25 protein-coding genes are annotated in these 24,398 nt (G+C 52.1%); 7 read left to right on the top strand and 18 right to left on the bottom strand.

The genetic code is table 11. From position 1 onward, the window contains the following. Positions 1-281: 281 nt before the first annotated feature. On the top strand, positions 282-1,862 hold the full coding sequence (gene nhaB / locus BZJ19_RS00590; protein WP_077674348.1) for a Na(+)/H(+) antiporter NhaB: 1,581 nt from the start codon (positions 282-284) through the stop codon (positions 1,860-1,862). A gap of 91 nt (positions 1,863-1,953) precedes the next feature. Further along, complete coding sequence (dsbB, locus tag BZJ19_RS00595; RefSeq protein WP_077674244.1) at positions 1,954-2,493, top strand: disulfide bond formation protein DsbB; 540 nt, start codon at positions 1,954-1,956, stop codon at positions 2,491-2,493. Between the two features lie 49 nt (positions 2,494-2,542). On the opposite strand, the gene BZJ19_RS00600 is transcribed toward dsbB, so the two are convergent. From BZJ19_RS00600 to BZJ19_RS00635, 8 genes are all read right to left on the bottom strand, one after another. After that, entirely contained in the window at positions 2,543-2,968 is a 426-nt protein-coding gene (locus BZJ19_RS00600; RefSeq protein ID WP_077674245.1) for a (deoxy)nucleoside triphosphate pyrophosphohydrolase, read from the bottom strand. Between the two features lie 19 nt (positions 2,969-2,987). Continuing rightward, positions 2,988-3,620 (bottom strand): SEC-C metal-binding domain-containing protein, encoded by a 633-nt coding sequence (locus tag BZJ19_RS00605; RefSeq protein WP_077674246.1) that lies wholly within the window; start codon positions 3,618-3,620, stop codon positions 2,988-2,990. Then, on the bottom strand, positions 3,608-4,612 hold the full coding sequence (gene dusC / locus BZJ19_RS00610; protein WP_077674247.1) for a tRNA dihydrouridine(16) synthase DusC: 1,005 nt from the start codon (positions 4,610-4,612) through the stop codon (positions 3,608-3,610). The genes BZJ19_RS00605 and dusC overlap by 13 nt, the downstream gene beginning before the upstream one ends. Positions 4,613-4,732: 120 nt before the next feature. After that, positions 4,733-5,464 carry a DsbA family protein gene (locus tag BZJ19_RS00615; RefSeq protein WP_077674248.1) on the bottom strand — a complete coding sequence of 244 codons (732 nt, stop codon included), beginning with the start codon at positions 5,462-5,464 and terminating at the stop codon, positions 4,733-4,735. Between the two features lie 29 nt (positions 5,465-5,493). Beyond that, a complete protein-coding gene (locus tag BZJ19_RS00620) occupies positions 5,494-6,012 on the bottom strand; it encodes a protein disulfide oxidoreductase (RefSeq protein ID WP_074212211.1) in 519 nt (172 codons plus the stop codon). Further along, positions 6,009-8,132: a protein-disulfide reductase DsbD family protein gene (locus BZJ19_RS00625; RefSeq protein ID WP_077674249.1), complete on the bottom strand. Its 2,124-nt coding sequence runs from the start codon at positions 8,130-8,132 to the stop codon at positions 6,009-6,011. Before BZJ19_RS00625 ends, BZJ19_RS00620 begins: the two co-directional genes overlap by 4 nt. Before the next feature lie 49 nt (positions 8,133-8,181). Further along, positions 8,182-8,541, bottom strand: a complete 360-nt coding sequence (locus tag BZJ19_RS00630; protein WP_077674250.1) for a hypothetical protein — start codon at positions 8,539-8,541, stop codon at positions 8,182-8,184. 179 nt (positions 8,542-8,720) lie between these two features. After that, positions 8,721-9,161: a YcgN family cysteine cluster protein gene (locus BZJ19_RS00635; protein ID WP_077455708.1), complete on the bottom strand. Its 441-nt coding sequence runs from the start codon at positions 9,159-9,161 to the stop codon at positions 8,721-8,723. A 164-nt stretch (positions 9,162-9,325) separates the two neighbouring features. Here BZJ19_RS00635 and BZJ19_RS00640 point away from each other — a divergent pair, with 164 nt between their 5' ends. Further along, positions 9,326-9,592: a YkgJ family cysteine cluster protein gene (locus tag BZJ19_RS00640; RefSeq protein WP_077455707.1), complete on the top strand. Its 267-nt coding sequence runs from the start codon at positions 9,326-9,328 to the stop codon at positions 9,590-9,592. A gap of 56 nt (positions 9,593-9,648) precedes the next feature. Here the strand turns inward: BZJ19_RS00640 and BZJ19_RS00645 are convergent, their stop codons facing one another. Next, on the bottom strand, positions 9,649-10,512 hold the full coding sequence (locus BZJ19_RS00645; protein WP_077674251.1) for a Tim44 domain-containing protein: 864 nt from the start codon (positions 10,510-10,512) through the stop codon (positions 9,649-9,651). Between the two features lie 201 nt (positions 10,513-10,713). Between BZJ19_RS00645 and BZJ19_RS00650 the strand changes: the two genes are divergently transcribed. Together BZJ19_RS00650 and BZJ19_RS00655 are read left to right on the top strand one after the other, a co-directional pair. Next, entirely contained in the window at positions 10,714-11,109 is a 396-nt protein-coding gene (locus tag BZJ19_RS00650) for an NINE protein (protein WP_074212203.1), read from the top strand. A 182-nt stretch (positions 11,110-11,291) separates the two neighbouring features. Next, a complete protein-coding gene (locus BZJ19_RS00655; protein WP_077674252.1) occupies positions 11,292-13,154 on the top strand; it encodes an MFS transporter in 1,863 nt (620 codons plus the stop codon). Here the strand turns inward: BZJ19_RS00655 and BZJ19_RS00660 are convergent. From BZJ19_RS00660 to BZJ19_RS17060, 7 genes are read right to left on the bottom strand one after another with little or no spacing between them, the layout of a single operon-like run. Beyond that, complete coding sequence (locus BZJ19_RS00660; RefSeq protein WP_131826375.1) at positions 13,151-14,524, bottom strand: AMP-binding protein; 1,374 nt, start codon at positions 14,522-14,524, stop codon at positions 13,151-13,153. The two genes, BZJ19_RS00655 and BZJ19_RS00660, sit on opposite strands and share 4 nt — an antisense overlap. Positions 14,525-14,547: 23 nt before the next feature. Continuing rightward, the gene (menC, locus tag BZJ19_RS00665; protein ID WP_157891144.1) at positions 14,548-15,537 is read right to left on the bottom strand and encodes an o-succinylbenzoate synthase; all 990 of its coding nucleotides are present in this window, start codon (positions 15,535-15,537) and stop codon (positions 14,548-14,550) included. A gap of 7 nt (positions 15,538-15,544) precedes the next feature. Continuing rightward, positions 15,545-16,411 carry a 1,4-dihydroxy-2-naphthoyl-CoA synthase gene (menB, locus tag BZJ19_RS00670; RefSeq protein WP_069590537.1) on the bottom strand — a complete coding sequence of 289 codons (867 nt, stop codon included), beginning with the start codon at positions 16,409-16,411 and terminating at the stop codon, positions 15,545-15,547. A 12-nt stretch (positions 16,412-16,423) separates the two neighbouring features. Next, positions 16,424-17,233 (bottom strand): 2-succinyl-6-hydroxy-2,4-cyclohexadiene-1-carboxylate synthase, encoded by an 810-nt coding sequence (menH, locus tag BZJ19_RS00675; RefSeq protein WP_077674255.1) that lies wholly within the window; start codon positions 17,231-17,233, stop codon positions 16,424-16,426. Then, entirely contained in the window at positions 17,226-18,950 is a 1,725-nt protein-coding gene (gene menD / locus BZJ19_RS00680) for a 2-succinyl-5-enolpyruvyl-6-hydroxy-3-cyclohexene-1-carboxylic-acid synthase (protein WP_077674256.1), read from the bottom strand. The genes menH and menD overlap by 8 nt, the downstream gene beginning before the upstream one ends. Further along, positions 18,947-19,960 (bottom strand): isochorismate synthase, encoded by a 1,014-nt coding sequence (locus BZJ19_RS00685; RefSeq protein WP_157891145.1) that lies wholly within the window; start codon positions 19,958-19,960, stop codon positions 18,947-18,949. The genes menD and BZJ19_RS00685 overlap by 4 nt, the downstream gene beginning before the upstream one ends. Then, positions 19,917-20,249 (bottom strand): hypothetical protein, encoded by a 333-nt coding sequence (locus BZJ19_RS17060; protein WP_131826376.1) that lies wholly within the window; start codon positions 20,247-20,249, stop codon positions 19,917-19,919. Before BZJ19_RS17060 ends, BZJ19_RS00685 begins: the two co-directional genes overlap by 44 nt. A gap of 268 nt (positions 20,250-20,517) precedes the next feature. Between BZJ19_RS17060 and BZJ19_RS00690 the strand changes: the two genes are divergently transcribed. Together BZJ19_RS00690 and BZJ19_RS00695 are read left to right on the top strand one after the other, a co-directional pair. Beyond that, positions 20,518-21,750 carry a pyridoxal phosphate-dependent aminotransferase gene (locus tag BZJ19_RS00690; RefSeq protein WP_069590543.1) on the top strand — a complete coding sequence of 411 codons (1,233 nt, stop codon included), beginning with the start codon at positions 20,518-20,520 and terminating at the stop codon, positions 21,748-21,750. Positions 21,751-21,815: 65 nt separating this feature from the next. Continuing rightward, positions 21,816-22,439 carry a tRNA-uridine aminocarboxypropyltransferase gene (locus BZJ19_RS00695; protein ID WP_077674258.1) on the top strand — a complete coding sequence of 208 codons (624 nt, stop codon included), beginning with the start codon at positions 21,816-21,818 and terminating at the stop codon, positions 22,437-22,439. On the opposite strand, the gene BZJ19_RS00700 is transcribed toward BZJ19_RS00695, so the two are convergent. After that, positions 22,436-23,791: an anti-phage deoxyguanosine triphosphatase gene (locus BZJ19_RS00700; protein ID WP_077674259.1), complete on the bottom strand. Its 1,356-nt coding sequence runs from the start codon at positions 23,789-23,791 to the stop codon at positions 22,436-22,438. The two genes, BZJ19_RS00695 and BZJ19_RS00700, sit on opposite strands and share 4 nt — an antisense overlap. Then, on the bottom strand, positions 23,781-24,383 hold the full coding sequence (gene yfbR / locus BZJ19_RS00705; RefSeq protein WP_077674260.1) for a 5'-deoxynucleotidase: 603 nt from the start codon (positions 24,381-24,383) through the stop codon (positions 23,781-23,783). The genes BZJ19_RS00700 and yfbR overlap by 11 nt, the downstream gene beginning before the upstream one ends. Positions 24,384-24,398 lie beyond the last annotated feature (15 nt).

Genomic DNA, 24,398 nt, shown 5'->3' on the forward strand with positions numbered 1-24,398 from the left:
AGATCAATGAAAATCTGGGCATAATTCGCAAAATTATGTCATACAAGATGTAACAAAGTATGTCTAAGGCAAAATAGCGCACATCCGTCATGCAGTTGCGACCAACCGCCTACGCTGCTCGCCATTGCCGAATACCGAATTTGTACAGTGACCCGCTCCTCGTACTGGATCCATCGCTCGCTCAAACGGGCTGCTATGGTTTCTGTGTACGTGTGTTTTCTCGCCATGCGCCGCCTGTACGATGCATACATAACCATGAGACTTTCACTATGGCTAAGACCATGACACTCAGAACCGCTTTTTTGAAGAACTTTCTCGGTAAAGCGCCAGATTGGTACAAACTGGCCATTGTCGCCTTTTTAATCATCAACCCGATTGTATTCTCGATTGACCCCTTCATTGCCGGCTGGCTACTGGTGGTTGAATTTATATTCACCTTAGCCATGGCGCTAAAATGCTACCCTCTGCAACCAGGCGGTCTACTTGCCATTGAGGCCGTCGCCATTGGTATGACAAGCCCCGCGCAAGTAAAGCATGAATTGGTCGCCAACGTTGAAGTCTTGCTGCTACTGGTCTTTATGGTGGCAGGTATTTACTTTATGAAGCAGCTGTTGCTGTATATTTTCACCAAAATCTTGTTAGGGATCCGTTCCAAAATTGCGCTATCCCTCGCGTTTTGTGTCGCGGCGGCGACGCTATCTGCCTTCCTAGATGCGCTAACCGTGATTGCCGTGGTCATTAGTGTCGCCGTGGGTTTTTACTCAATTTATCACCGCGTTGCCTCAGGAAAAGAATTTGGCGCCGCGCATGACCACACTACAGATGAGAGTCTGAGTGATGATCTCAGTCGCAACGATCTGGAAAACTATCGCGCCTTTTTGCGTAGCCTACTGATGCATGCGGGCGTGGGTACCGCGCTTGGTGGCGTGATGACCATGGTGGGTGAACCACAAAACCTGATTATTGCCGATCAAGCTGGCTGGCATTTTGGTGAGTTTATTCTGCGGATGGCACCGGTGACCCTACCAGTCTTTGCCGCTGGCCTCCTCACCTGTGTGTTGGTCGAAAAGTTACGTCTATTCGGATACGGCGCACAGCTTCCAGATAACGTTCTTAAAATTCTGGTGGAGTACGATAAAGCACAACGCGCCAAACGCACACCACAAGATGTGGCTAAACTCGTGGTTCAAGCGTTGATCGCCGTTTGGTTAATTGCCGCCCTTGCCCTTCACTTAGCCGCAGTCGGCTTGATTGGTCTTAGCATTATCATCTTGGCAACCTCGTTCACCGGGGTAATCGATGAACACCACATCGGCAAAGCATTTGAAGAGGCGCTGCCCTTTACCGCGCTGTTGGCAGTGTTCTTCTCGGTAGTCGCCGTGATTATCGACCAACACTTATTTGCGCCTGTGATCGATCTCGTCCTGTCGTTGGAGGGCCATATGCAGCTCACCATGTTCTATATCGCGAACGGGTTGCTGTCCATGGTGTCTGATAATGTCTTCGTCGGCACTGTGTACATTAATGAAGTGAAATCCGCGCTTATCAACGGCGTTATCGACCGTGAACAATTCGACATGCTGGCCGTCGCCATTAACACTGGGACAAACCTGCCTTCGGTCGCCACCCCGAATGGTCAAGCCGCCTTCTTGTTCTTGCTCACCTCTACATTGGCACCGTTACTTCGCCTCTCCTACGGGCGCATGGTCTATATGGCATTGCCTTACACGATTGTAATGGGCCTACTCGGCGTAGTGGGGATCGAGTTTTTCTTGGTGCCGGCCACGGAATGGATGCTACATCAAGGATGGATTTCTGAAACCATCCATATGACACAACAAGCCTTACCGAGTGCGCACTAACGCACTTCTACCATTGACCTCAGGCTCAACAAACGATTGAATAGCAAGGCCCTGTTTAGGGCCTTCTTTTGTATCAGGAGTAATTTGAGTTATGTGGCGCGCCTTAAACCAGTTTTCTCGCAGTCGTTTTTCTTGGCTGCTGTTGCTCGTGAGTGTTGTCGGTCTTGAGGCTACAGCGCTGTATTTCCAATACCACCAATCACTCGCGCCTTGTGTGATGTGTATTTATGAACGGGTTGCACTGTTTGGCGTGGGAGCAGCCGCACTGGTTGGCGTGATTGCGCCGCAAAATGCTGCATTACGCACCTTGGGGTTACTCGGCTATGGGGTGACCGCTGCCTGGGGGCTAAAACTGGCACTTGAGCATGTCAGCTACCAATTTCCGGATCCGAATCAACTGTTCGGCCCGACGTGTGATGTCGCGGTGAACTTCCCGACTTGGGCCCCACTCAATCAATGGCTTCCACAGGTATTTGAAGCTTATGGTGATTGCAGCAAGGTGGTATGGCAATGGCTTGGCTTTTCGATGCCACAATGGTTGGTAGGTATTTTCTCGGCAATGCTGGTAGTGTGGGGGTTAGTCATCATCGCCCAATTTATTGGCCGACCACCGCGCCGTATCTTTTCTTAGTAACCTTGACGCGCCGCCTCCAAATCGAGGGCGGCGCATCTGCAGCTACTTAGGCTTCGCAGACGATTTTCGTATCGGCTTGCAGCTTGGCTAGCAAAGGTCTATCCGCTGCACTAAATACCGCGGGATCGAGTCGGTTTGGTTCGCTCCAGTGAATGGCCTGATGGCTCAGGGCTACGGGCTCTCCCTTTGCAAGCGTGCACCAATAGCTACACAACAAAATGCGCTTATCACCGTAGTCATATTCTGTTTCGACAATCGGCGCGCCGACGGCTACCGTCACTCCCAGCTCTTCTTTTAGCTCACGCGCGAGAGCTTGTTGATCGCTTTCATCTGCTTCTACTTTACCCCCCGGAAATTCCCACCAGCTAATGTAGGCCTTGTCTGGGTGGCGCTGAGCAACAAGCACTTGGTTTGCTTGCCCAATCACACCGGCGACCACACGAATCGCCGCTTGCGTGTTTACTTGCGTCATCGTTCTCTCCTGCAATCGCTTATCGACCACAACACTTTTTAAACTTGGCGCCACTGCCACACGGACAAAGGTCGTTACGCCCTACCGACTTAAACGGGTTAATTTGATGGGCGCCATGGCTACCTTGCTGCACTTCATCGGCTGCTTTGGCGACCTCTTGGATCATTAGGTCCAATTGGTCGATGTAGCGACCGGGCTCAATATCTAAGCCAACTTCTTTCATTTGCGCCAGCGTCCCCGCCTCGTCATGCAGCAACAGCATCGAGGTCACCAGTGCGGATAACATGCGCCGACTTCCATCGCCTACTGTGGCTTCTTGCCAATGCGGCTCAACATAAGGCCATACCGCAAGAAAACCCTCGGCAAACGCTTGAGCCGGTTCGCTACGTAACGACAGCATCAACGCGTCTGGCAACTCATAGTCGTTGCGCATGAGAGCGTGATACTGCGCGTCAAGATGCGCGAGGATCGTCTTTTTATCGGCGTCAGGTAAATGGACATCGTCTTCATCAAGGCCTGCCGTCATCAATACCGATAACCATGTGTCCGGTGATAGCGGTGCGGGACAGATATTGGCGGCCAGCAGGGCGCCCTCTACAAAGCTGGCTGGCATACCTTCCCACTCAGAAGAAAGCGTGATTAGTGTTGACATTCTGTCTCCCGTATCTGTTGAGTCGCGTCAGCGAGGCGAGCGTTATCCAGCTCACGCACTATCTCATCGGCGCGATTGAGCACGCGAATCGCTTTAAAACAAGCGTCTGCTTGTGGATAGTACTGACGTAAATATTTGAACCACTGTTTTATCCGGTTCGGGAAATACTGGCCCTTATCGCCTTGTAGCTCGAGTTCGGTATAGCGTACCAATAACGTAAGCACGTCTGTCCACGCCATTGGTGCAACATTGTCTCGAATGTGGGCGCCAAGGTTGGGCATGTTCAGGGCGCCACGACAAACCATTAAGGTGTCGCACCCGGTGATGGCTTGGCAGCGCAATGCATCCTCTCGGTGCCAAATATCGCCATTCGCGGTGACAGGAATAGGCAATTGTTGATTTATCTCTGCAATCAAATCCCAACGAATGGTACCCGCTTTATAGCCATCACGCTTGGTTCGAGCGTGGACCACAAGCTCAGAGGCACCGGCTTGGTATACCGCATCAGCAATCTCCGGGTAGTCATCTAAATCGTTGTAGCCAAGACGAATTTTGGCACTCACTACATGGGCTGCGTCCACCGCATCGCGTACCGCTTTCACCACATCAAACATATGCTCTGGGGTCTTAAGCAAAGCTGCACCACCTCGGTTGCCATTCACCGTTTTTGACGGACAGCCAAAATTAATATCTATCCCGTGAGAGCCAAGCTCAATGGCTCGGACGGCATTGCGCGCCATCGCCACCGGATCTTGTCCCAACAGCTGCACACGCACCGGCGTGCCGGCGGCGGTGACGCCTCCTTGATGCAATTCAGGGCACAAGCGATAAAAGACCTTCTCGGGTAAACGCTGATCGACCACACGCACAAATTCCGTCACACAGAGACTGTAATGATTAATCTCCGTGAGCAGGTTTCTCATTAAGGGATCGAGTACCCCTTCCATTGGGCCTAAAACCACGCGAGGGGCAGATGGATATGTTTGACTCATGCCATGACCTTTACCAGTAAGGCGCGCTATTTTGCCAGCTTTTGCCGCAAAGCGCAGCTAACAAAAAAAGYCAGTCAAAATATGACTGGCTTTCAAACCGTTAGCGTTGATGGTACAGACCTAGCCCTCTGCTTTCGCTGCCTCAACCATGGCTTCTAGCTGCGGATAAGGTAAATAGCCCGGCGCGACTTGATCGCCAATGATCATCGCTGGCGTGCCACGCAACCCCAGCTCAACAAAGGCTCGGTAGTTATCCGCCACCGCTTTTCCTGTTTCTTCTGGCGTTTTTAGCCATTGCTCGGTCTTGGTTTTCTTGGCGATTTTCTCTAGCGATCGCGCATCATGCATACCGCGCTTTTTCATCAGTAATTCATGGACTTGTGCAAAAGCCTCTGGCTGTTCTAGCCATACATTCATGGCATACACCGCAGAGTTAGTGCCCAACTCATCAATGGTTTGTTGTTTAAGTGGCACAGCAATATTAATGACTTTGACATCATCATGCGCGGCCACCAGCTTTTGAAGTTCGTCTTCCAACTTTTTACAGTACGGGCAGTTGTAGTCCATAAAGTTCACCACAGTGACGGTTGGATTTTCAGCGCCAATCCAGCTGTGGGTCTTAGACTCAAACCAGTCGCGACGTTTGGCAAGGTTCTGCTTAAACGTCTGCTGTTGCTCGACAAAATTCTGCAAATTCTGATTAAGGTTGGCAATTAGCCTGGGGTTATCTTCCAACAGGCTAACAATTTCATCCAGTTGCGCTTGCTGTGTATCGCTTAAATTCTTGGCGCTAGCAGGCATGGCTAGCATCATGAGCGCAACACATGGCGCGATATAACGAGTGAAGGACATTGGGTTTCCTTTTTATTGATATAAATGCATTACAACAGTCTCAACCATAGGCCAAGGGGCGTGGTGAATCCGGTTGTAATTGAAGTAATTTTTCCTTGTTCGATCACCATCACGGTGGGCGTTACTTTCACTGAAAAGGCATTAGAAAGCGCCCCGCTTTGATCGTTCACCACAGGAAAATCATAACCATGATGAGCAAGGTATCCGGCCACATGTTTATCCGAGCCTGAGCGTAACGCGATCGAGACCACTTGCGCATGACCACTTAGCCAATCTACCGAGGGAGTCACAAAACGGCATACCCCGCACCAACTTGCCCACACATAGACCAGCACCGGCTCTTGTTGCGACATAGCAACCAAATCTTGTTGGCGACCATCCAGCAAACGCATCGACGTCACCGGTACCTGACTGGTATCGATATCACGGCTTCGCCACCAATCGACAGCAGTGCTAGATATCAACACAAACACGATGAGCCAGCACAGATCACGCGCACCACGTTTGACCCGCTGACGCCATGACAGTTTCGTTTGATTGGCCGTCATGGTGTTTTCGCCTGCTCAATCGCGGCCATCACCGCGTTATCGGTCAAAATCACCGGCAACGCGATCCCATCAGGTGCACCCGGACCATAAACAATATTGAACGGCACGCCATAGCGCTGGTGCTTTTGCAAATACTGCGTCACTGTATCACTCGGACGGGTCCAATCACCTTGCATCGTCACTACATTCGGTGCGGTGATCGCATCATAGACGGGCGACTGTAGCATCACCCCTACTTTGTTGGCATGGCAGGTAATACACCAATCAGCGGTCACATCGACAAACACCACTTGACCCTGTTCGACGGCGCGCGTGATTGCCGCTTCATCAAGGCTTACCCAATCTGGTTCAGGATTGAGGGGCGTTGCCCACTGCTGCGCGGTCAAGGACGCCCCTATCAGCCCGAGCACAATAATAACCAGCAACCCAGCCGAGCCTTTAATTGCCGCCAGCTTGCCAAGGGTCCGATATGTCAGCCACAAAGTGGCAACCAGCAACACTGTTCCCATTGCTATCGCACCCAAAACGCCAAGATAAGGCATCCATAACCAGAATAGCCACACTGTGGTGCCAGCCAGCAACAGCGCAAAGACCCGTTTGACATGGTTCATCCACGGACCGGGTTTCGGCAATGCGCGGGTCAGCCCCGGGAAAGCGGCGACCAACAGCCACGGCAGCGCCATACCAACCGCCAGCGCGGTAAAAATCAGCCATAGCGCCGTCAAGGAGCCGCCCAATGCATACGCCACTGCTGTGCCAAGGAAAGGGGCCGAACACGGTGTGGCGAGTAAGGTTGCAAACACGCCTTGCACAAAGTGACCACTGTGGGTGTGACCACCGCGTGTTGCTAGCCACGTCTGCCAACTTGGGGGCAAATCAATACGCAGCACGTCGAATAGACTCAGGGCAAAGAGCCAAATCACCAGCGTCATGACCCCGATAAAGATCGGACTTTGGAACTGGATGCCCCAACCCACCGCTTGCCCTGTTAGTTTGAGCGCCATCAGTAATCCAGCAATCGCCCAGAAGGAGACGAGTATCCCGGCTGCTGAGGCCAAAAACTGGCCACGAATGACACCACGAGTGGCGTTAGGGTTCGCAACGATACTGTTTAGTTTGAGTCCCAGAACGGGAAGCACACAGGGCATCACATTCAGGATCAAACCGCCTAAGAGCGCAATCCCGCCAATCACCCAAATAGAAAGTCCCGCGTGTGCAACCACATGGCCTGCTTGCACCGTGATGCTATGCTCGGCAAGTAGCTGTTTATCCATGACGGTAACCTGAATCGGCTTGTCGGTAAGATTGGGGGTTTCAATCCAATTGGTTACATCAAAGGTCGCGGTCAGCGTATTGCCATCACGGTGGATACTCGGCAACCCAAAGGTGTCATCAATCACCGCCTCACCATCCACTAGGAGGTCAGGTTGCTGCCAAGCTTGGTTGCCCGTCACGGTGACGGCGAGCTGCTGTTTACTGGCATCCCAAACCGCAGAATCAAGCGTCATATTTGGGAGTGGCTTGGGCACCTGACTCATCGCTTGGTTAAACTGATACATCCGCTCGCCATCGGCCTCTAGTGCACTAGGCGTAAAGTCGAGCGAGATAGGATAGTCAGTGATCACACACACACTGGTGCACGATGACAAGCGCAGCGTCGCATCCAATGAAACCGGTTGTTGCCAGTGTTCAACATCTAATGTCAGAGGGAAAGCAACCTGCCCTTTATAGCCGAGCATGGTCAACCCAAGCTGCTCATAGCGCTTCGGCGCCGGCCAGTGCCAAGTAATCTGGTTCAGGTTTTGGCTGTCATTGATAATCAACTCGGGTGCCACGCCCCCTTCGCCGGGCGAGCGCCAGTATGTTTTCCAATCACCTTGCAAGCGGATAGAAAGTAAACCATCGAGGCGCAGCGTGTCTGGACTCCCTTGCCCAGTTAACGCTAAACGTGCTGTCACCGGTGGGTGATCAGGATTGCTAAGCCAGCCGGTATCCGGAGCATTGGCTCGTGCCGTTGGAGTGAGTAGTAGTAAGCACAAAGACAATAGCGGCAGCAAGACCCAAGCTTGCCAAGCGCGACCTTGTTTAACAGTGTGCCAATAGTCATTGATTCGATTCATAAGTCTGTTCCTTGTTAAGAATAAATACGCCATTTGAAAAGCAGGCGCTTTATTCTCGGAACACACAAAAGCAAAGGTGTCGTCGCCGATAGGTCGGCGGGTCGTGTGTAGGTAAAGTAATCGATACGCTCACCGTCGCCATGACCGCAAGTAATACAATCAGCCACCAAAGTGGCGCGGGGAGCCAATCGAGCATCAATGCTGTAGGCTGTACCAGATGCTCAGACAGGGCACATTTTTTCCCGACCACACTTGTGTCATCACTTTGGTCTTGCATACTCAATGCTTGGCAAGCGGCTTGCACACCTGATTGCCAACTCAGTTGGTTTTGCAAGGCGCACACTGCCAGAACCCATAACGCTACCGCGAGGGCCCAGCCAGCTTTAGAACGACGTGCATACTCTTGCATTCCACCTCCTGTCGAGTTGGCGATCATTATGCCCAACAACAGAAAATAAACAATGGGTTATCCGCGAAGAACCATCGCCTTACGCCGTGGCTTGCATGTCGATACAGTGCCGTCTTCACAAAAAAGGCACCGCAAGTGTCGGTGCCTAGCTAAACAACGTCATCATTTGTCTGCCGCCACTAACGCCCGGCAGGATGATTCAAAATATGATCTTCCCAATCAATCACATCGATTTCGTATACCACGCTGTCTTTGACCGAGATCCCAGCTTGGTGCATTGCCGCTTTTGAGCCAGTGATCAGAGGATGCCACTCAGGCAGCGGTTTATTCTCTGCCAACAAGCGGTACGCGCAAGTCTCTGGCAACCAATAGAACTCATCTATTTTATCGCGGGTAAGCTTGAGGCATGACTCTTCATAAGAAAAGCGATTGGGATAGTCTTTGCATGAGCACGTTTTATCATCGAGCAGACTACACGCCACGTTAGTGTAGTAGAGCTCGTCGGTCTCTTCGTCGATCAGCTTATGTAAGCAGCAACGGCCACAACCGTCACATAAAGCTTCCCACTCCTCGTCGCTCATTTGCGCCAAGGTTTTTTGTTGCCAAAAAGGCGTGCTCATGATGTGTACTCTCTTATATTTTTCCGCTGAGTAGCGGTAACGACATTGCGCCGCTGTTATAACCATCATAGCGGTAAAGTGCAAGCGACCTTCCCTTCCCGACTTGGCGACAACCAGCGTCAATGGTAGAGTGCCTGCCCGTTTTGCTCCAATACCGAGGTTTTATGCCCACTACGCCGACATTCTCGTGCCGTTTAGGCTGCGGCGCGTGTTGTATTGCCCCGAGTATTTCCTCTCCAATACCCGGTATGCCTGACGGTAAACCCGCAGGAACACGATGTGTCCAACTCGACGAGCATAATTTATGTAAACTGTTTGGTCGTCCTGAGCGACCTGCGGTGTGTAGTGCCTTTAGCGCTGACAAAGACGTGTGCGGTGAGAGTACCCAGCAAGCGTTAGATAATTTAATTTACCTCGAGGCGGCAACATAAAAAACGCCAGCCCAGTGATGAGCTAGCGTTATTGTAGCGAAACGCGTGTTCTCACTTTAGCTTTGAATACCTACGATCAACCAAGGTGCATTGGACTGGGTTAAATCACGCTCTAGATGCCAAATATCCGAGATATCTTCTTCTACACCCTCGACACGATCACAGTAACGACCGGTGAATTTCAAACTCAGTTGGGCAGTGCGACTGTCGTAATCGGCACGCACAATCTCAGCATCCACATACATCACTTCGGTGTGTTGCTCTCCGCCTAATCGCGCACGTTCGGCGGCTAAGTCGTTATACAGCGCTGGCGTCACGTACTCTTGGATTTTCTCCAGCTCGTTATGGTTCCAAGCGCCTTGCAAAATACGATAGTGTTCGCGCGCACCACTCAAAAAGCTTTGCATGTCGAATTGTGGCGGGAAGTTAAAGGGGACATCGGTTTGTGTTTCCCCGAAACCACCCGACGTCGCGCTGGTGTCTGTAGCATTGTTACGAAACGCTGAGGGCTGTTCGTGATAATAGCCTTTGTTTTGTCCCGCGTAAGCTGGCCCTTGCGCCTGAGCACTGGCTTTGGCCTGTGTCATGCCTCGCAAGAACTTCATAATCAGGTAGGCAATTAAACCAAGGATTAAGATATCCATAAATTGGATACCCTCAAAGGCACCACCAAAAAAGGCCGCCAACAAACCACCGGCGAGTAAGCTGCCGAGTAAACCACCCATCAAGCCTTTTTTACTGCTGCTTTTGGTCGGGCTTTGTTTGATGGTGTTGGTATCGGTTGTTTTTTGCTTAGGGGCGGGGGCGGTTTTAAAGCTTTTGCCAAATGACTTACCGCCACCAAAGCGCTTGGCTTCTGCGTAAGGCGCTGAAACAACGAAGACAAACATCAACGCTGCGACAGAGAGTAATTTTTTCATGATTGCTTCATCTGTGGTTTATGACTGATGTCATGCTAGAGTGTCTGGAAGTGAAGTCAATCCTATGACTGACATTAATTGTTACCAAACGTCACCACCGGATTCGGGAACCATCGCGAAGTTTGGCGCACTCAAGGAACCATTTACGCTGTTACGACTCCAAGCTCACAACGCATTTATTTACATTGATAGGACTGGACCATGAATGATACCCACAGCAAGTTTATCGGTTATCTGCTTTGGATCTTTGGCTTTCTTGGCGCACACCGTTTTTACTATGGTAAACCTGTCACTGGGACGCTTTGGTTTTTTACCCTCGGCCTGCTCGGGATTGGCTGGATTATCGATCTCTTCTTGATCCCGCTAATGGATAAGGAAGCGGATCTACGTTTTCGTAGCGGACAAACCAATTTCACCGTCGCTTGGCTGCTGCTGACATTTTTAGGTATCTTTGGGGTCCACCGTATGTACATGGGGAAATGGATCACTGGGGTCATTTACCTGTTTACGGGCGGTTTCTTCTTACTCGGCGTGCTATATGACTTTTGGACGTTGAATGATCAAGTCTCGATAAAAAACAGCCAAAAATTTGCCTAACGCCACTATCGACTGGCAGTAATCAATAACCGTTATTTGTCGCTGACACAGCCAATATCGGGTGTTCATACTTATTGCCAACCGCATAACTCAATGATGCGCAACCCGTTTAAAGGTTGCGCACTCGCCTCGCCTTGCTAGTATAAGTCGCTTATTGCACCGCTAAACGGACCAATGTACTCATGAGCCAACAGTTTCAGCTTCTGCGCGAGCGACGCTTTCTGCCCTATTTCATCACACAGGCGTTAGGGGCCTTTAACGATAACGTTTATAAAAACGTGTTGGTGATCATGGTCGCATTTGCTTCCGCCGAGCAGTTGCCAATGGATGCGACTCTGTTTATTAATGCCGCGGCGGGGTTATTTATTCTGCCTTTTTTCCTGTTTTCTGCCTTTGCCGGTGAACTTGCCGACAAATACGATAAAGCCCTTATCATGCGGCGCGTAAAATGGCTGGAAGTCGTGATTATGTCGAGCGCCGCGATTGCCTTGTATTACGAATCATGGACAGTGCTGCTAGGGTTATTGTTTATGATGGGCACCCAGTCCGCTTTTTTTGGCCCGGTAAAATACGCACTGCTACCACAAACCTTGAGCGATAAAGAACTGGTCTCGGGCAATGCGCTCGTCGAAACCGGCACGTTTTTATCTATTCTACTCGGGACCTTACTCGCTGGATTTATCGCTCATCACCCACATGCCAATGTGGTTGCCGGCGCCGCGGTATTAGCCTTTGCACTGCTGGGCGTGCTATCGGCACATGCGATCCCTCCCGCGCCTGCCGGTAATCCAACCCTCAATCTGCGCTATAAACCCATCGCACTGATGAAACAAACCTTGCGTTTTGCACGCCAAGACAAAGTGACCTTACAGGCCATTTTAGGTATCAGCTGGTTTTGGTTTCTTGGTGCAAGCTACCTGACCCAATTTCCTAAATACACCGCCTTGCTGGGCGGGAATGAAACCGGCGTTTCCTTCTTACTGACCCTATTTTCAATCGGTATCGCGGTGGGCGCGCTGCTGTGTGACAAGCTGTCCGGCCACCGTATCGAGCCCGGTATCGTGCCCTTGGGAAGCCTTGGGCTTACCGGCTTTGGGTTGCATTTATTTTTTGCCACGCCCGCCAGCCCAACTGTGCACAGCGATTTAATCGCCTTTGTGACCGATCCGGCACTGACGTGGGTGTTTATCGATTTATTGATGATTGGCGTGTTCGGTGGGATCTTTATTGTCCCCTTGTATAGCTTGATGCAACAGCGCGCCGATAAAGCCGCGCGTGCACGCGTTATTGCCGCCAACAATATCTTCAATGCGTTGTTTATGGTGGCAAGTGCCATTCTTGGCATCACCCTCTTGGTGGTGGTGAAAATCTCCATTGCCGAGTTTTTCCTGTTACTGACAGTGCTCAATTTATTGGTGGCTATCTATGTCAGTCAGTTGGTGCCGATTTTTGCACTGCGCTTTTTTACGTGGATGATCACGCACACCTTGTATCGGGTGAAGCATAAAGATTTACACCATATTCCCGAACAAGGGGGAGCCTTACTGATTTGTAATCATGTCAGCTACATGGACGCGCTTTTGCTGGCGGGTGCTTGTCATCGTCCGATTCGCTTTGTGATGTTTGAAGACTTGTACAAATTACCCGTGCTGCATTGGTTTTTCCGCACCTCAAAAGTGATCCCCATCAGTCACCGAGGACGCACCATTCGCGCCGCGATGAATGAGATCCAACGCGCGTTAGATAATGGCGAAGTGGTGTTGATTTTCCCAGAAGGTCACCTGACCTTTGATGGTGAAATAGACCAGTTCCGCCGTGGCATGGATATGATTCTGCAGCGYTCACCGGTCCCTGTCGTACCCATGGCACTGCAAGGCTTATGGGGCAGTTATTTTAGCCGACATGGCGGCAAGGCCAYGTTAAAACTGCCAAAACGCTTTTGGTCAAAGGTAACTGTGGTGGCCGGCCCCGCCGTGGAGCCGGAAAAAGCCACCTCCGCGTATATGCGCGACGAGGTGATTCGCTTACGTGCCGACCGGCCTTAGTGTTCGATTTGCTGGCTTGCCCATTGGGCAAGCTGCACACGTGACGGCTTAATACTGGCACCCTGCTCGAATGTCGGCCACGGCAAAAAAGCAATGGGACGTTGATAAGGCGCTAACGACTGACAATGCGCCGTTAATTGCACCTGATCCAGTTGCGCTGTGCTTTGCACTATCGCCACTGGACGCGCGCCAAATTCATGGTCAATAACCGGGACAACCACGACTTGGTTGATCTCGTCTCGTTGGAGTAAGTGGCTTTCAATACGCTCAGGCTGAACATTTTCTCCACCGCAGATAAACTGATTATCCTTGCGCCCAATAATACGCAACACTGGCCGCTGGCAACGCGTCTCCCATCTCGCCAGATCCCGCGAGGCTAAGCCTTGTTCTGCCGAAAGCGCCTTTAACCGTCCCGCCTGCCAATATCCTAACGCGAGCGTGTCGCCATGATGAATCACTTCACCATCGCTCGCCAGCGCAACGGCGCGATACGGCAAGGGCTCGCCGACATCGTCATGGCCATCGGCGCGCTTTAACGTGACGGTCGATGCGGTTTCTGTCATACCATAGCCACACCAACAAGCAATGCCCTGTTGCTCAACTAGTTGTGTCAATCGTGCGGGAATCACTGCACCGCCCAGTAATACATGCTTAAGTCGAGAAGGCGCTTGCCGCGCGGCCAACCAAGGTAAGGCGCGATAGAGTTGTGTGGGCACCAAGGAGGCGTGTGTCACCCGAGTCAGTGATTCGGGTAAAGCTTCTCCCTGACAAGGGAAAATGGCGAGGGTGGCACCTTTGAATAACCAGCGCCACACAATAGCCAGACCCGACACATGAAAAAGCGGCAACGATAACAACCAACTATCGGTGCTACTGCTCGGCCTCTCCTCGTGCTCAGACAGCCCTTGATACGGCAGCATCTGGGTTAAACCTGCCGCACTGGCAAGGTGTTGATGCGCTGCATGTACCACGGCTTTGGGCTTTCCTGTTGACCCTGATGTCAGCGTCATGGTGAGCGGTTGCTGTGGTTGCCAAGGCACTATCGATATCGCGTCAGATCCTCTTACCTTGTCGTTATCGCGGTCCAGCCATTGACACTCGCCAAGTTCTGCCAACACGGCGGCTTTCACGTCGTCACTTAAAGCATGATTGAGCACTAAGGTGATCTTGCCCGCTTGCCATGCAGCAAGCAGGCCCACCACTAAGCGCTGGGGAGCAAGACGACTGTCGAACACCACCACTGGCGCGGCATTAAACTGCGTTTGCTGACGGTCCACATCCGCCACCAGCGCCTGCCATGTCAGTGAGGTGTCACTCTCGATGGCAAGCGAGTCTGGCGCACAGCCAGCCCAGTGCCGCCACGGCCACACCTTAAATCCGAACGCCGAGGCCGTCACAATGTATTCACCCAGATAAGGGGCTGGTCATGTAGAGGCGCTAATGGCTGCGGCGCACCTGGCCACGTACGGTCAAGTTGGTGGGCAAAGATACTCAGCGTATCAAGTCCAGGAACCACATCCGGCGTTAACCAAGTGGCAAAGCGTGATAGCTGCGTGAGTCCAAGGCTTGATTCTAGCGCTGCACTGATCATTGCCTGCTTGCCAAGCGTTGTCGCGCTATCAATCCAGCTCGTCAGTGACGCAAGATCGCCCATCAAAGTGGGTTTGAGCACCCACACCGAAACGTATTCACTTTCAATCAATTCACTGTCATCGTGATCGCGCAATGTCTCATCCCAAGCGAGAGGAAAGCCCAACTGTTGCGCACAGCGAAGTGATTGCAAGGGTTCGGCACAGGGCTCTTCTATCCAGCTAATCCGCTGTTGATGTGCATCACTCAAGCCTTGCCAAAACTGGCTTAGCTGCTCTGGGCGCCAACGCCGATTGGCATCCAGCCGTAAGGTTAATGTCGGAACCGCCTCCAGTAAGGTCGTGACCATCAACCGATCGCGCGCCACCTCATATTCGCCTACTTTTACCTTGGCTTGCGGTGATGGCGTTTGACTGGGTCCACTCAAGGCTTGTAAGAGCGCATCAGGATCGCCCGTACAGACAGGCACAGTCGCAAACGTCGCCTCTGTCGGTAGCTTTTGGTCCAACTCCGCTTGCGCCACACTCACTCCCCATGCGACTGAGGACGGTAATTGCGTCATCGCCACATGGCGGTGATCACACCATGCCGCGGTGGCGGCAATCAACGCATGGCGTGCTTGTGCAAAGCTCTCTTGGCTAAACCCCGGCAGAGGCGCCACTTCGCCCCAGCCGCGACGTGCGCCTTCGCTCAGCTCAACCACTAACCCTTCCCGCTCAGCCAGTCGCTGGTCGCGCACAAATACGCCCGACTGGATCGGTAACCTATAGTGGTAGATCCGTGCCTGCCTCATACTCACCTCATGGATTGCGTGGGAAACGATTGAACGCCGGACGGCGCTTCTCGTTGAACGCATTGCGCCCTTCTTGCCCTTCTTCAGTCATATAGAACATCATGGTTGCGTTCCCTGCTAACTCCTGCAACCCAGCTTGTCCGTCACAGTCAGCATTCAACGCGGCTTTTAGGCAACGCAGTGCCATCGGGCTGTGCTGCAGCACTTCACGACACCAGCGCACCGTTTCTCGCTCCAAGTCGGCAAGTGGCACCACAGTGTTTACTAGTCCCATATCTAACGCTTCTTGCGCGTTATAGAACCGACATAGAAACCAAATTTCACGCGCTTTCTTTTGACCCACAATGCGGGCCATGTACGAGGCGCCCCAGCCACCATCAAAGCTCCCCACTTTAGGCCCAGTTTGGCCGAATTGGGCGTTATCGGCCGCGATGGTCAGATCACACATCATATGTAGCACGTGACCTCCGCCTACAGCATAACCGGCCACGGCAGCAATCACAGGCTTTGGACAGGTACGGATCTGACGCTGAAAGTCCAGCACATTAAGATGATGAGTGCCTTCGTCGTCTTGATAGCCGCCGTAGTCACCACGGATGGATTGATCGCCTCCTGAACAAAAGGCTTTTTCGCCTAAACCGGTCAGGATGATCACTCCTACATCACTGTCGTAACGGGCATCAGCAAGCGCTTGCATCATCTCTTTGACCGTTTGGGGACGAAAGGCATTGCGAACTTGGGGACGATTAATCGTAATACGCGCAATACCGTCTGCCGATTTATGGTAAAGAATGTCACTGAATGTCTGATCAGCCTCTACCCACTCAATGGGTGCGTATAGTTCTTGTTCGGTTATACCCGGCGTAATAGCCATAGGATCTCCCCTTTATAGGTTGGTTGGGGCAACGCCCTGAAAAGCTGCACTTGCGAGTAATGCGTGTACAAAGCCTTGTGGATTTGATTGGTGACAGTTGTGACCCGCCTCAGGGATCACCGTGACCCCAATCCCAGTGGTTTGATGCAAATGTTTGGCAAGTGCATGGAATTTTTTATCGCGCTCCCCACAAAGGTAGTCAATGACGAGCCCGTGTTGAAAACAGTGTTTTAGCACACTGCGTAAGTCGGCTTGATGGCCTAACGACGTAGCCAATAAGGTATCCGCTACGGCCGATCCGTGATTCGATAAGCGCCGTTGGACCATCGCGCAACGGGCCGATTCATCAAGAGATTGAAAGACAGGCTGGCGATACCAATCGTCTAGCACTGCGTCTAACGGCTGATGACGAAGGCGTGTGGCCCATTGCTTATCATGTGCGAGTCGCTGCTGACGGGCCTCGTTATCAGCAAGTCCCGGATGACCACCTTCTAACAACACGCCAGACCAGCGAGTAGGTGCATAGATAACGCAATGCATCGCTAAACGCGCACCGAGGGAGTAACCGACTAATAGCGCTGGCTCCCGCCCCCATACCTGCTCACAGGTTGTCAAAATGGCGTCACACGCATCGTCAAAATGCTGACATTGCTGTGTCCAGCTCTCACCGTGTCCGGGTAAATCAAGACATAACCAGTGACAATGGGAGAGCGCAGCAGTTACGGCTTGCCAATCGTCGCCGCTACCCAATAAGCCATGTAAGAACACCACCCGCGGCCCATTGGGATCTCCGCCTTGGCGATAGGTTAGCCGACTAGCCATGCGCTACCTCCGCCAATAAACGGTTCAGAACACTCCCTGCCTCGCCTGCAGGTGTATTGACTTCAATTACCTCTGCGCCGGGTGACTGTAACGCCCCTCGCAAGGTTTCGCTCAAACTCACTACGTCTTTGGGCTGGTGGTAAGGCAAGCCAAACATGGTTGCTGCCGGTTCAAAACCCAAACCATGCGGCATACGGTAGTAGTCATCTCGCAGAGATCGCTCAACCGGTAACATATCGAAAATCCCACCGCCGTCGTTATTAAGGATCAAAATAACCGCGGGGGCAGGTGCATCACGCCACAGCGCCAAGCTGTTTAAATCATACAAGGCGCTGGTATCTCCCAACACCACCAGCATCGGGTGCTGGTTCACTCGCTGCACGCCCGCTGCACCTGCGAGTAAGCCATCAATACCCGACGTCCCTCGATTGGCGTATACGCGATAATCACCCAGCTCACTCCATATATCGGCTAAGCGAATCGTCAAACTATTGCCTAAAAACACATCACACTCTGAGGGCAGCCACTTAGGCAGAGACTGAAAAAGGCGATGTTCGGATAGGCTGTCTTCCACTTTTGCATACGCGCGTTGCCGTTGTATCTGTGCCGCTGTGGTCACCGCCTGCGCCCAGCCGCTTACTGGTCGTTGCAGCTGAGTGAGCGCATCCGATAACGCGTCTAGACCTTCCTCCCATTGCTGGGGCATAAACCGTACGTATTCACTGGGCCGATGAGCTGGATCGAGCGCTTGTTCCCGATCGGTGATCAGCCAGTACGGTACTTCTATGTTGGCCAGCCACTGCCCTAACCGTTTGGACACCAAACGGCCACCGAGTTGAATAACCCACTCAGCCTCATCCAATAGCGCGCGAGTGCTAGGCGCGTTGAGCCACAAATCATGCCCCGGCGCTGTGCTTTTGACGCCGGATTGCGGGTCAGCCAGCACCACCGCATCGAGGACGCTTGCCAACCGCGCCACCTGAGCGCCTGTGTTGGCCGGCAGCGCACCAGCAATCAATACCACCTTGCTGGTTTGCGACGCGAGATGTTGCCAAGAGGCAGGCATCTGCCACTGCGATCTGGTTGGCATCATTCTCACATACGGCTTGTCATCAGTAAGCCATTGTTCTAATCCGGCCCGCAATGATTGCTCACTTGCGGGGTCACGCTCGCCATAGAAAGGTTCTCGAAACGGGCAGTTGATATGCACACTGCCACCATGCTGGGCCTGCTGAGCCATCAGATGATCAATCTTGCTCAGGAGTGCTGACAAGGGCATCGCGGTCTCAGGGGCTGGAAGAGAGAGCGTTTGCGTGACATGGGAAGAAAACAAGCGGGGTTGCTCAATGGCTTGATTGGCACCACAGTCAACCAATTCAAACGGTCGGTCGGCCGATAAGATCACCAAAGGTTCGCCGGTTAAGCGGCTTTCCGCCACCGCAGGGAGAAGATTCGCCACCGCGGTGCCAGAGGTGACAACCACCGCAACCGGACACGCATGCGCTTTTGCCAGCCCTAGCGCTAAGTAGCCTAACCCGCGCTCGTCAAAGTGACTGTGCAAAGTGACACCGCGTCGCGGATGCTGGCTTTGCTTTACAGCAGCGAGCGTGAGCGGTGTAGAGCGAGAACCCGGCGCAATACATATGTGCTGCACGCCCAGTCGCGACAGCTCGTCAATGATCACTTCAGCCCATGTGTGGGTGAGCGCCAGCGTCATCCGCACACTCCTGTCATTCTTTCGGCTGAGAGGGGCACTGGGGCATCCGGTAAACATTGGCGCAAGGTCGTGAGTTTATTATCCAGCTCCTGCCATTCGGTATCCGGATCTGAGCCCGGCACGATGCCTGCCCCCGCATAGAGATCAATGGTATGGCCTGAAAGCTGCGCACTGCGTATAGCAACGCAAAACTGGCTTTCACGCTGTGAGATATACCCCACCGCTCCACTGTAGCGTCCGCGAACAATGCCATATTGAGCAAGAAATGCGCGCGCTAAATCACGCGGCAACCCCGCGACAGCGGCGGTAGGCTGAAGGGCGCTTAACAATACCGTATCGTCCACACCGGGGCCGACAATCGCACTGATGCGGCGGCGCAAATGTTGTAAATGACGCAATACCATTAAGTGCGGAGCAGGATCAGCAGTTACTGTGAGTGCATGACGGCGTATTCCCGCCAAGATATCGTCAACCACTAATTGGTTTTCGTGAATATTTTTATTGTCATGTAGCAACCACTCACCTAATTGGTGATCATCGCTGAAGGTCGCGCCACGCTTGACGGTTCCCGCGACAGCTTCGGTACTGACACGACAATCGCGGCGCCGATACAAGCGTTCAGGCGTCGAGCCAAGAAATGCATCTTGCTCGCTGGTCGCGAATAAAAAGTGGAAGCTTTCTGCATTATGCTGCTGGCTGTGACTGAGTAACTGGCCGGCGCGAATGGGCGCATCCAACGTCAACCGTGTTTGTCGAGCTAAAACCACTTTTTTAAGCGATGTCGATGCCATCGTCTCCAACGCGGTGGTCACCGATTGACACCATCCCTGATACATCGGGGTATGATTTTCCTGCATGACTTGACTTTGCATGGGGGCCAATGGCCGCCCCAACCAGATCACTTGGCTCAATATCGCTTGGCTATCTACACCGGTCTGTACATTAACAGAGAGCTGCCAATGCGCATCACGGCGGATCAACTCGACGACCGGCAGGAAAAAAATCACCATTCCCAGCGCCATCATCGAACGCCACACATCCCCAAATTCGCTGCTGTGGCGTGAGTGAAGCTTGCGCTTCATGTAGCTGAGAAAAACGGCGGCACGCCCCTAACACCAATGCCTCTTCGCGGCCATCGCGCGACTGCCAATACATTTTAGGGAAGACAGGTTGGGCATCCAGCCAAGCAATCGGGGAAAGGTTACTCGGCCAGTCAAAATCTGCTTGTAACAGAGCGGGAGCTTGGCATATTGCCAACTGGCTCTGTAACTGATTGGCCGCTTGAATCAAGGTAGTCACGACATCCTCCAACCGCATTGGGCGGCAGTCCTATTCGCAAATCATGTACGGCTTTATGTAGCACGTAATTAATGCTTGTCAGTCTACCTGTCCCCTGCGGGGATAAACATGCGCTAGATCAGTCTTCTGTCGAACTTGGTCGATTTTTTTGCCCGACAGCCATCGGTAAAACTTTATTCGTTTATCTCTTTCGAATCAGACCGCGAATAGTGTAAGTTACCAAAAAAGCCTAATAACAATATTCACCTTTTACTAAACAGGAAAGTCAATGCAACACATCGGGATGTCCGCCAAGCTGGATGACGTCTGTTACGACATCCGTGGCCCAGTGATGAAAGAAGCCAAACGGCTTGAAGAAGAAGGCCACCGCATTTTAAAACTCAATATCGGCAACCCTGCGCCTTTTGGCTTTGATGCGCCAGATGAGATTTTGGTCGATGTAATCCGTAACCTTCCGACCTCACAAGGTTACTGCGATTCAAAAGGCCTTTATTCCGCGCGTAAGGCGGTGGTTCAGCACTATCAAAAACGCGGCTTGATGGACTTAGATGTTGAAGACGTGTATCTGGGTAATGGCGCCTCAGAGCTTATCGTGATGGCAATGCAGGCCTTGCTCAATAATGGCGATGAGTTGTTGGTGCCGTCACCGGATTATCCGCTGTGGACCGCGGCGGTGTCATTGTCGGGCGGCAAGCCGGTACACTACTTGTGTGATGAAGAATCGGACTGGTATCCAGATCTTGATGATATCAAGGCAAAGATCTCTGCCAAAACACGCGGCATCGTGCTCATTAACCCGAACAATCCAACCGGGGCGGTATACAGTCGCGACTTTTTGCTGCAGGTGGTCGAGATAGCCCGCCAGCACAATCTGATTATTTTTGCCGACGAAATCTACGACAAGATCCTTTACGACGGCGCACAGCATCATTCTATCGCCACTTTAGCCCCTGATGTGTTGTGTTTGACCTTTAACGGCTTGTCTAAGGCCTATCGAGTCTGTGGCTTTCGTTCTGGCTGGATGCTGGTCACTGGCCCCAAACAGCACGCTCGGGGCTACATTGAAGGCTTAGAAATGCTGGCTTCGATGCGCCTTTGCGCCAATGTGCCGATGCAGCATGCCATCCAAACAGCTCTGGGCGGCTATCAGAGTATCAACGAGTTAATTCTGCCCGGTGGCCGTTTATTAGAACAGCGCGATAAGGCATACGAGCTGATCAATCAAATCCCTGGAGTAAGCTGYAAAAAGCCTAAAGGAGCGCTCTATCTGTTCCCGAAGATCGATACCAAGCGCTACAACATTCACAATGACGAAAAGATGATGCTCGACTTTTTATTGCAAGAAAAAGTCTTGATGGTACAAGGCACCGGCTTTAACTGGCCCAAACCGGATCATTTTCGGATTGTCACCTTGCCTCGCGTGGATGACTTAGAAATGGCTATTAGCCGCTTTGAACGCTTCCTCTCGGGCTACAGCCAGGTCACGACTGTGGCTACGTGATACTTGCGTTTTTCATCAAGCAGCGGTAAAACGCTGCTTGATTCCGTTCTCAACCAGCGATCATCATGTCTCGATACTGCGCGTCTTGTCATAAAGCCAAAGCGATTTGTGTGTGCGATGCCGTCACACCGCTGACCAATACCATTCCCGTGATTATTCTGCAGCACCCCGATGAGGTCTCACACCCTAAGAACAGTGCTTGTTTGCTCGCGCTTGCGCTGGATAATTGCCAGTGTTGGGTGGGCGAGGACTTCAGCCAACATGCCGCACTTAACGATGCACTCGCGCAATCTGAGCGACGCTATGCCGTCTTATATCCGGGCGAGCACGCTTGCTCCCTTTCATCGCTGACCGAGGCGTTGGGCGAGGAAGACAAGCAGCGGCCATGGGGGATCATCTTACTCGACGGGACATGGAAAAAAGCCTACAAGATGTATCAGCTTTCAACCAACCTGCATGACTTGCCTACCGCAACCATCAACACCATGCCATCGAGCCAATACAGGATACGTAAAAGCCGCAAGCCGGGCGCCTTGTCTACCCTAGAGGCCGGATTTGCCGCACTTAGCGAACTCAGTGGTGACAGTGAGCATTATCAGCCACTGCTCGCAAGCTTTGAAGCCATGATCGCGCGCCAACTGGCATTTATGCCGGCATCACACACTCAATCCGGCCAGCAGGACGACTAGCGAATCGCATAAAGCGGACCATTGCTGGCGGCGGTAAACATGGTGCTATGCAGCTTTTGGGCAAAACTGTCGGTCATCGACGACAAATAATCCGCAATGACGCGCATTCCTGACTCATCCACCTGTTGCGCCATCAGCCAATCTTGCCGGTAATCTTTCGGCAGGAGACGTTCCGGGTCGGAGGCAAACGCATCAAAAAGCTCCATCACCAATTGTTGCCCTTTGTACTCCACCACCTGAAGCTCTGGCTGTTTAACCACAAACTCACTGACAAAGCGTTTCAGTGTCTCCAGTACACCTGCCATCACATCCGGCAAGAACGCATTCCACGCCAGTAACGGTGATTGAAAGCACTGTGCCCCATCTTGCACAGTGGGCGCAATCTCAACCGACGTGAGCAAGGTATTCACCAGCGCGCCAATCGCATCTTTGCGCTCATAAGGAGGACCAAACATTTGCTCACTCAGCTCCCCAATATGGCTTTCTAACCATGGATCGCCACACTCGGCGAGCACACTGGCAACCGCTTCTTGCCACTGTTCACGGTTCACTAAGCCCATCACTATCGCATCTTCAAGATCATGCACCCCGTAAGCGATGTCGTCCGCTAACTCCATAATGGAGCAATCTAAAGATTTAAAGCGGGTTTTGCGGTGTTCACCATCAGGTTGGTTATCACGAAAGGTTAAAAAGAGGGCTTTATCCGCGTCACATAATGGTTCGAGAACCCAGTCGCGCCGCGCACTATCATGATCATAAATGCCCTTAGCAGGTTGCCAATCGCGCGCCTTCAAGTGCCGAAAGTCCGTCACCGGTGAGGGCGATTGTCCGTTATGAGCAGCACTGATCAAGGCAGGATACTTCATCACTCCCAATAAGGTTCGTCGCGCTAAGTTCATACCGTGATGCTGAGTATAAGGCTCTAGCAAGGTGACAATACGGAAAGTTTGGGCATTGCCTTCAAACCCACCCTCTTCACGCATCATGTAATTCAGTGCGATCTCGCCGCCGTGGCCATAGGGCGGATGACCAATATCATGCGCTAGGCACAAGCTTTCCATCAGTCCGGTTGAAGGCAACAGCGGTCGAAAGGTCGGCTGCTTTTCTTTCAGTTGCGCAACAATTCCAGTACCAATTTGGGATACTTCCAATGAATGCGTGAGTCGGGTGCGATAAAAGTCACTGTGTTCAGCCCCCAACACCTGCGTTTTCGCTTGCAGGCGACGAAAGGCCGCCGAGTGTAAAATGCGCGCTCTATCGCGCTGATAGACGGAGCGTTTATCATTGCGTCGCTTTTTATTTTCATTGCTCATGCGACGCGCTTGCCACGCGTCAGGAAGATTAAAGTCCATCGTCACTGATCTCATCGAGCGATAATGTAAAGCTATGAACAAACGTCGCCATAAAGTAATCGGTCGCCGGCGAACGGCGCTTTTCCATCGCCGTCTCTAAGCGCTTTTTGGCCTGCTCAAACTCATGATTGCCAGCCGCAATCTCTTCCAAACATTTGAGGTAGGCACATAGCGTGTCGGCTTGCTTGACCAGCAAATAATCATCTGAATCGATCGTGTCTGAATCAATCAAGCTACGGTAATCGTCTTGTAGTTCCGGCGGTAGCATCGCAATCAATTTTTGCTCCGCCATTTTCTCGATCTTTTTATATTCGGTCGCAATAGAAGGATTGAAGTACTTCACCGGCGTTGGCAAATCTCCGGTAATCACTTCACTGCAGTCATGAAACATGGCTAACACCGCGATCCGATCGGGCTGATAATTTGCGCCAAACCGCTTGTTATTGATAAGCGCGAGTGCATGCGCCACAAAAGCAACTTGCAAACTGTGCTCTGAGATATTTTCTGCGGAAACATTGCGCATTAACGGCCAACGATAAATCAGCTTCATACGCGCGAGGTGGGCAAAAAAGTGGCTTTGTTTTTGAGTCATCGCATCCTGCTACAT

The organism is Salinivibrio proteolyticus (assembly GCF_001996165.1).
GTDB lineage: Bacteria > Pseudomonadota > Gammaproteobacteria > Enterobacterales > Vibrionaceae > Salinivibrio > Salinivibrio proteolyticus.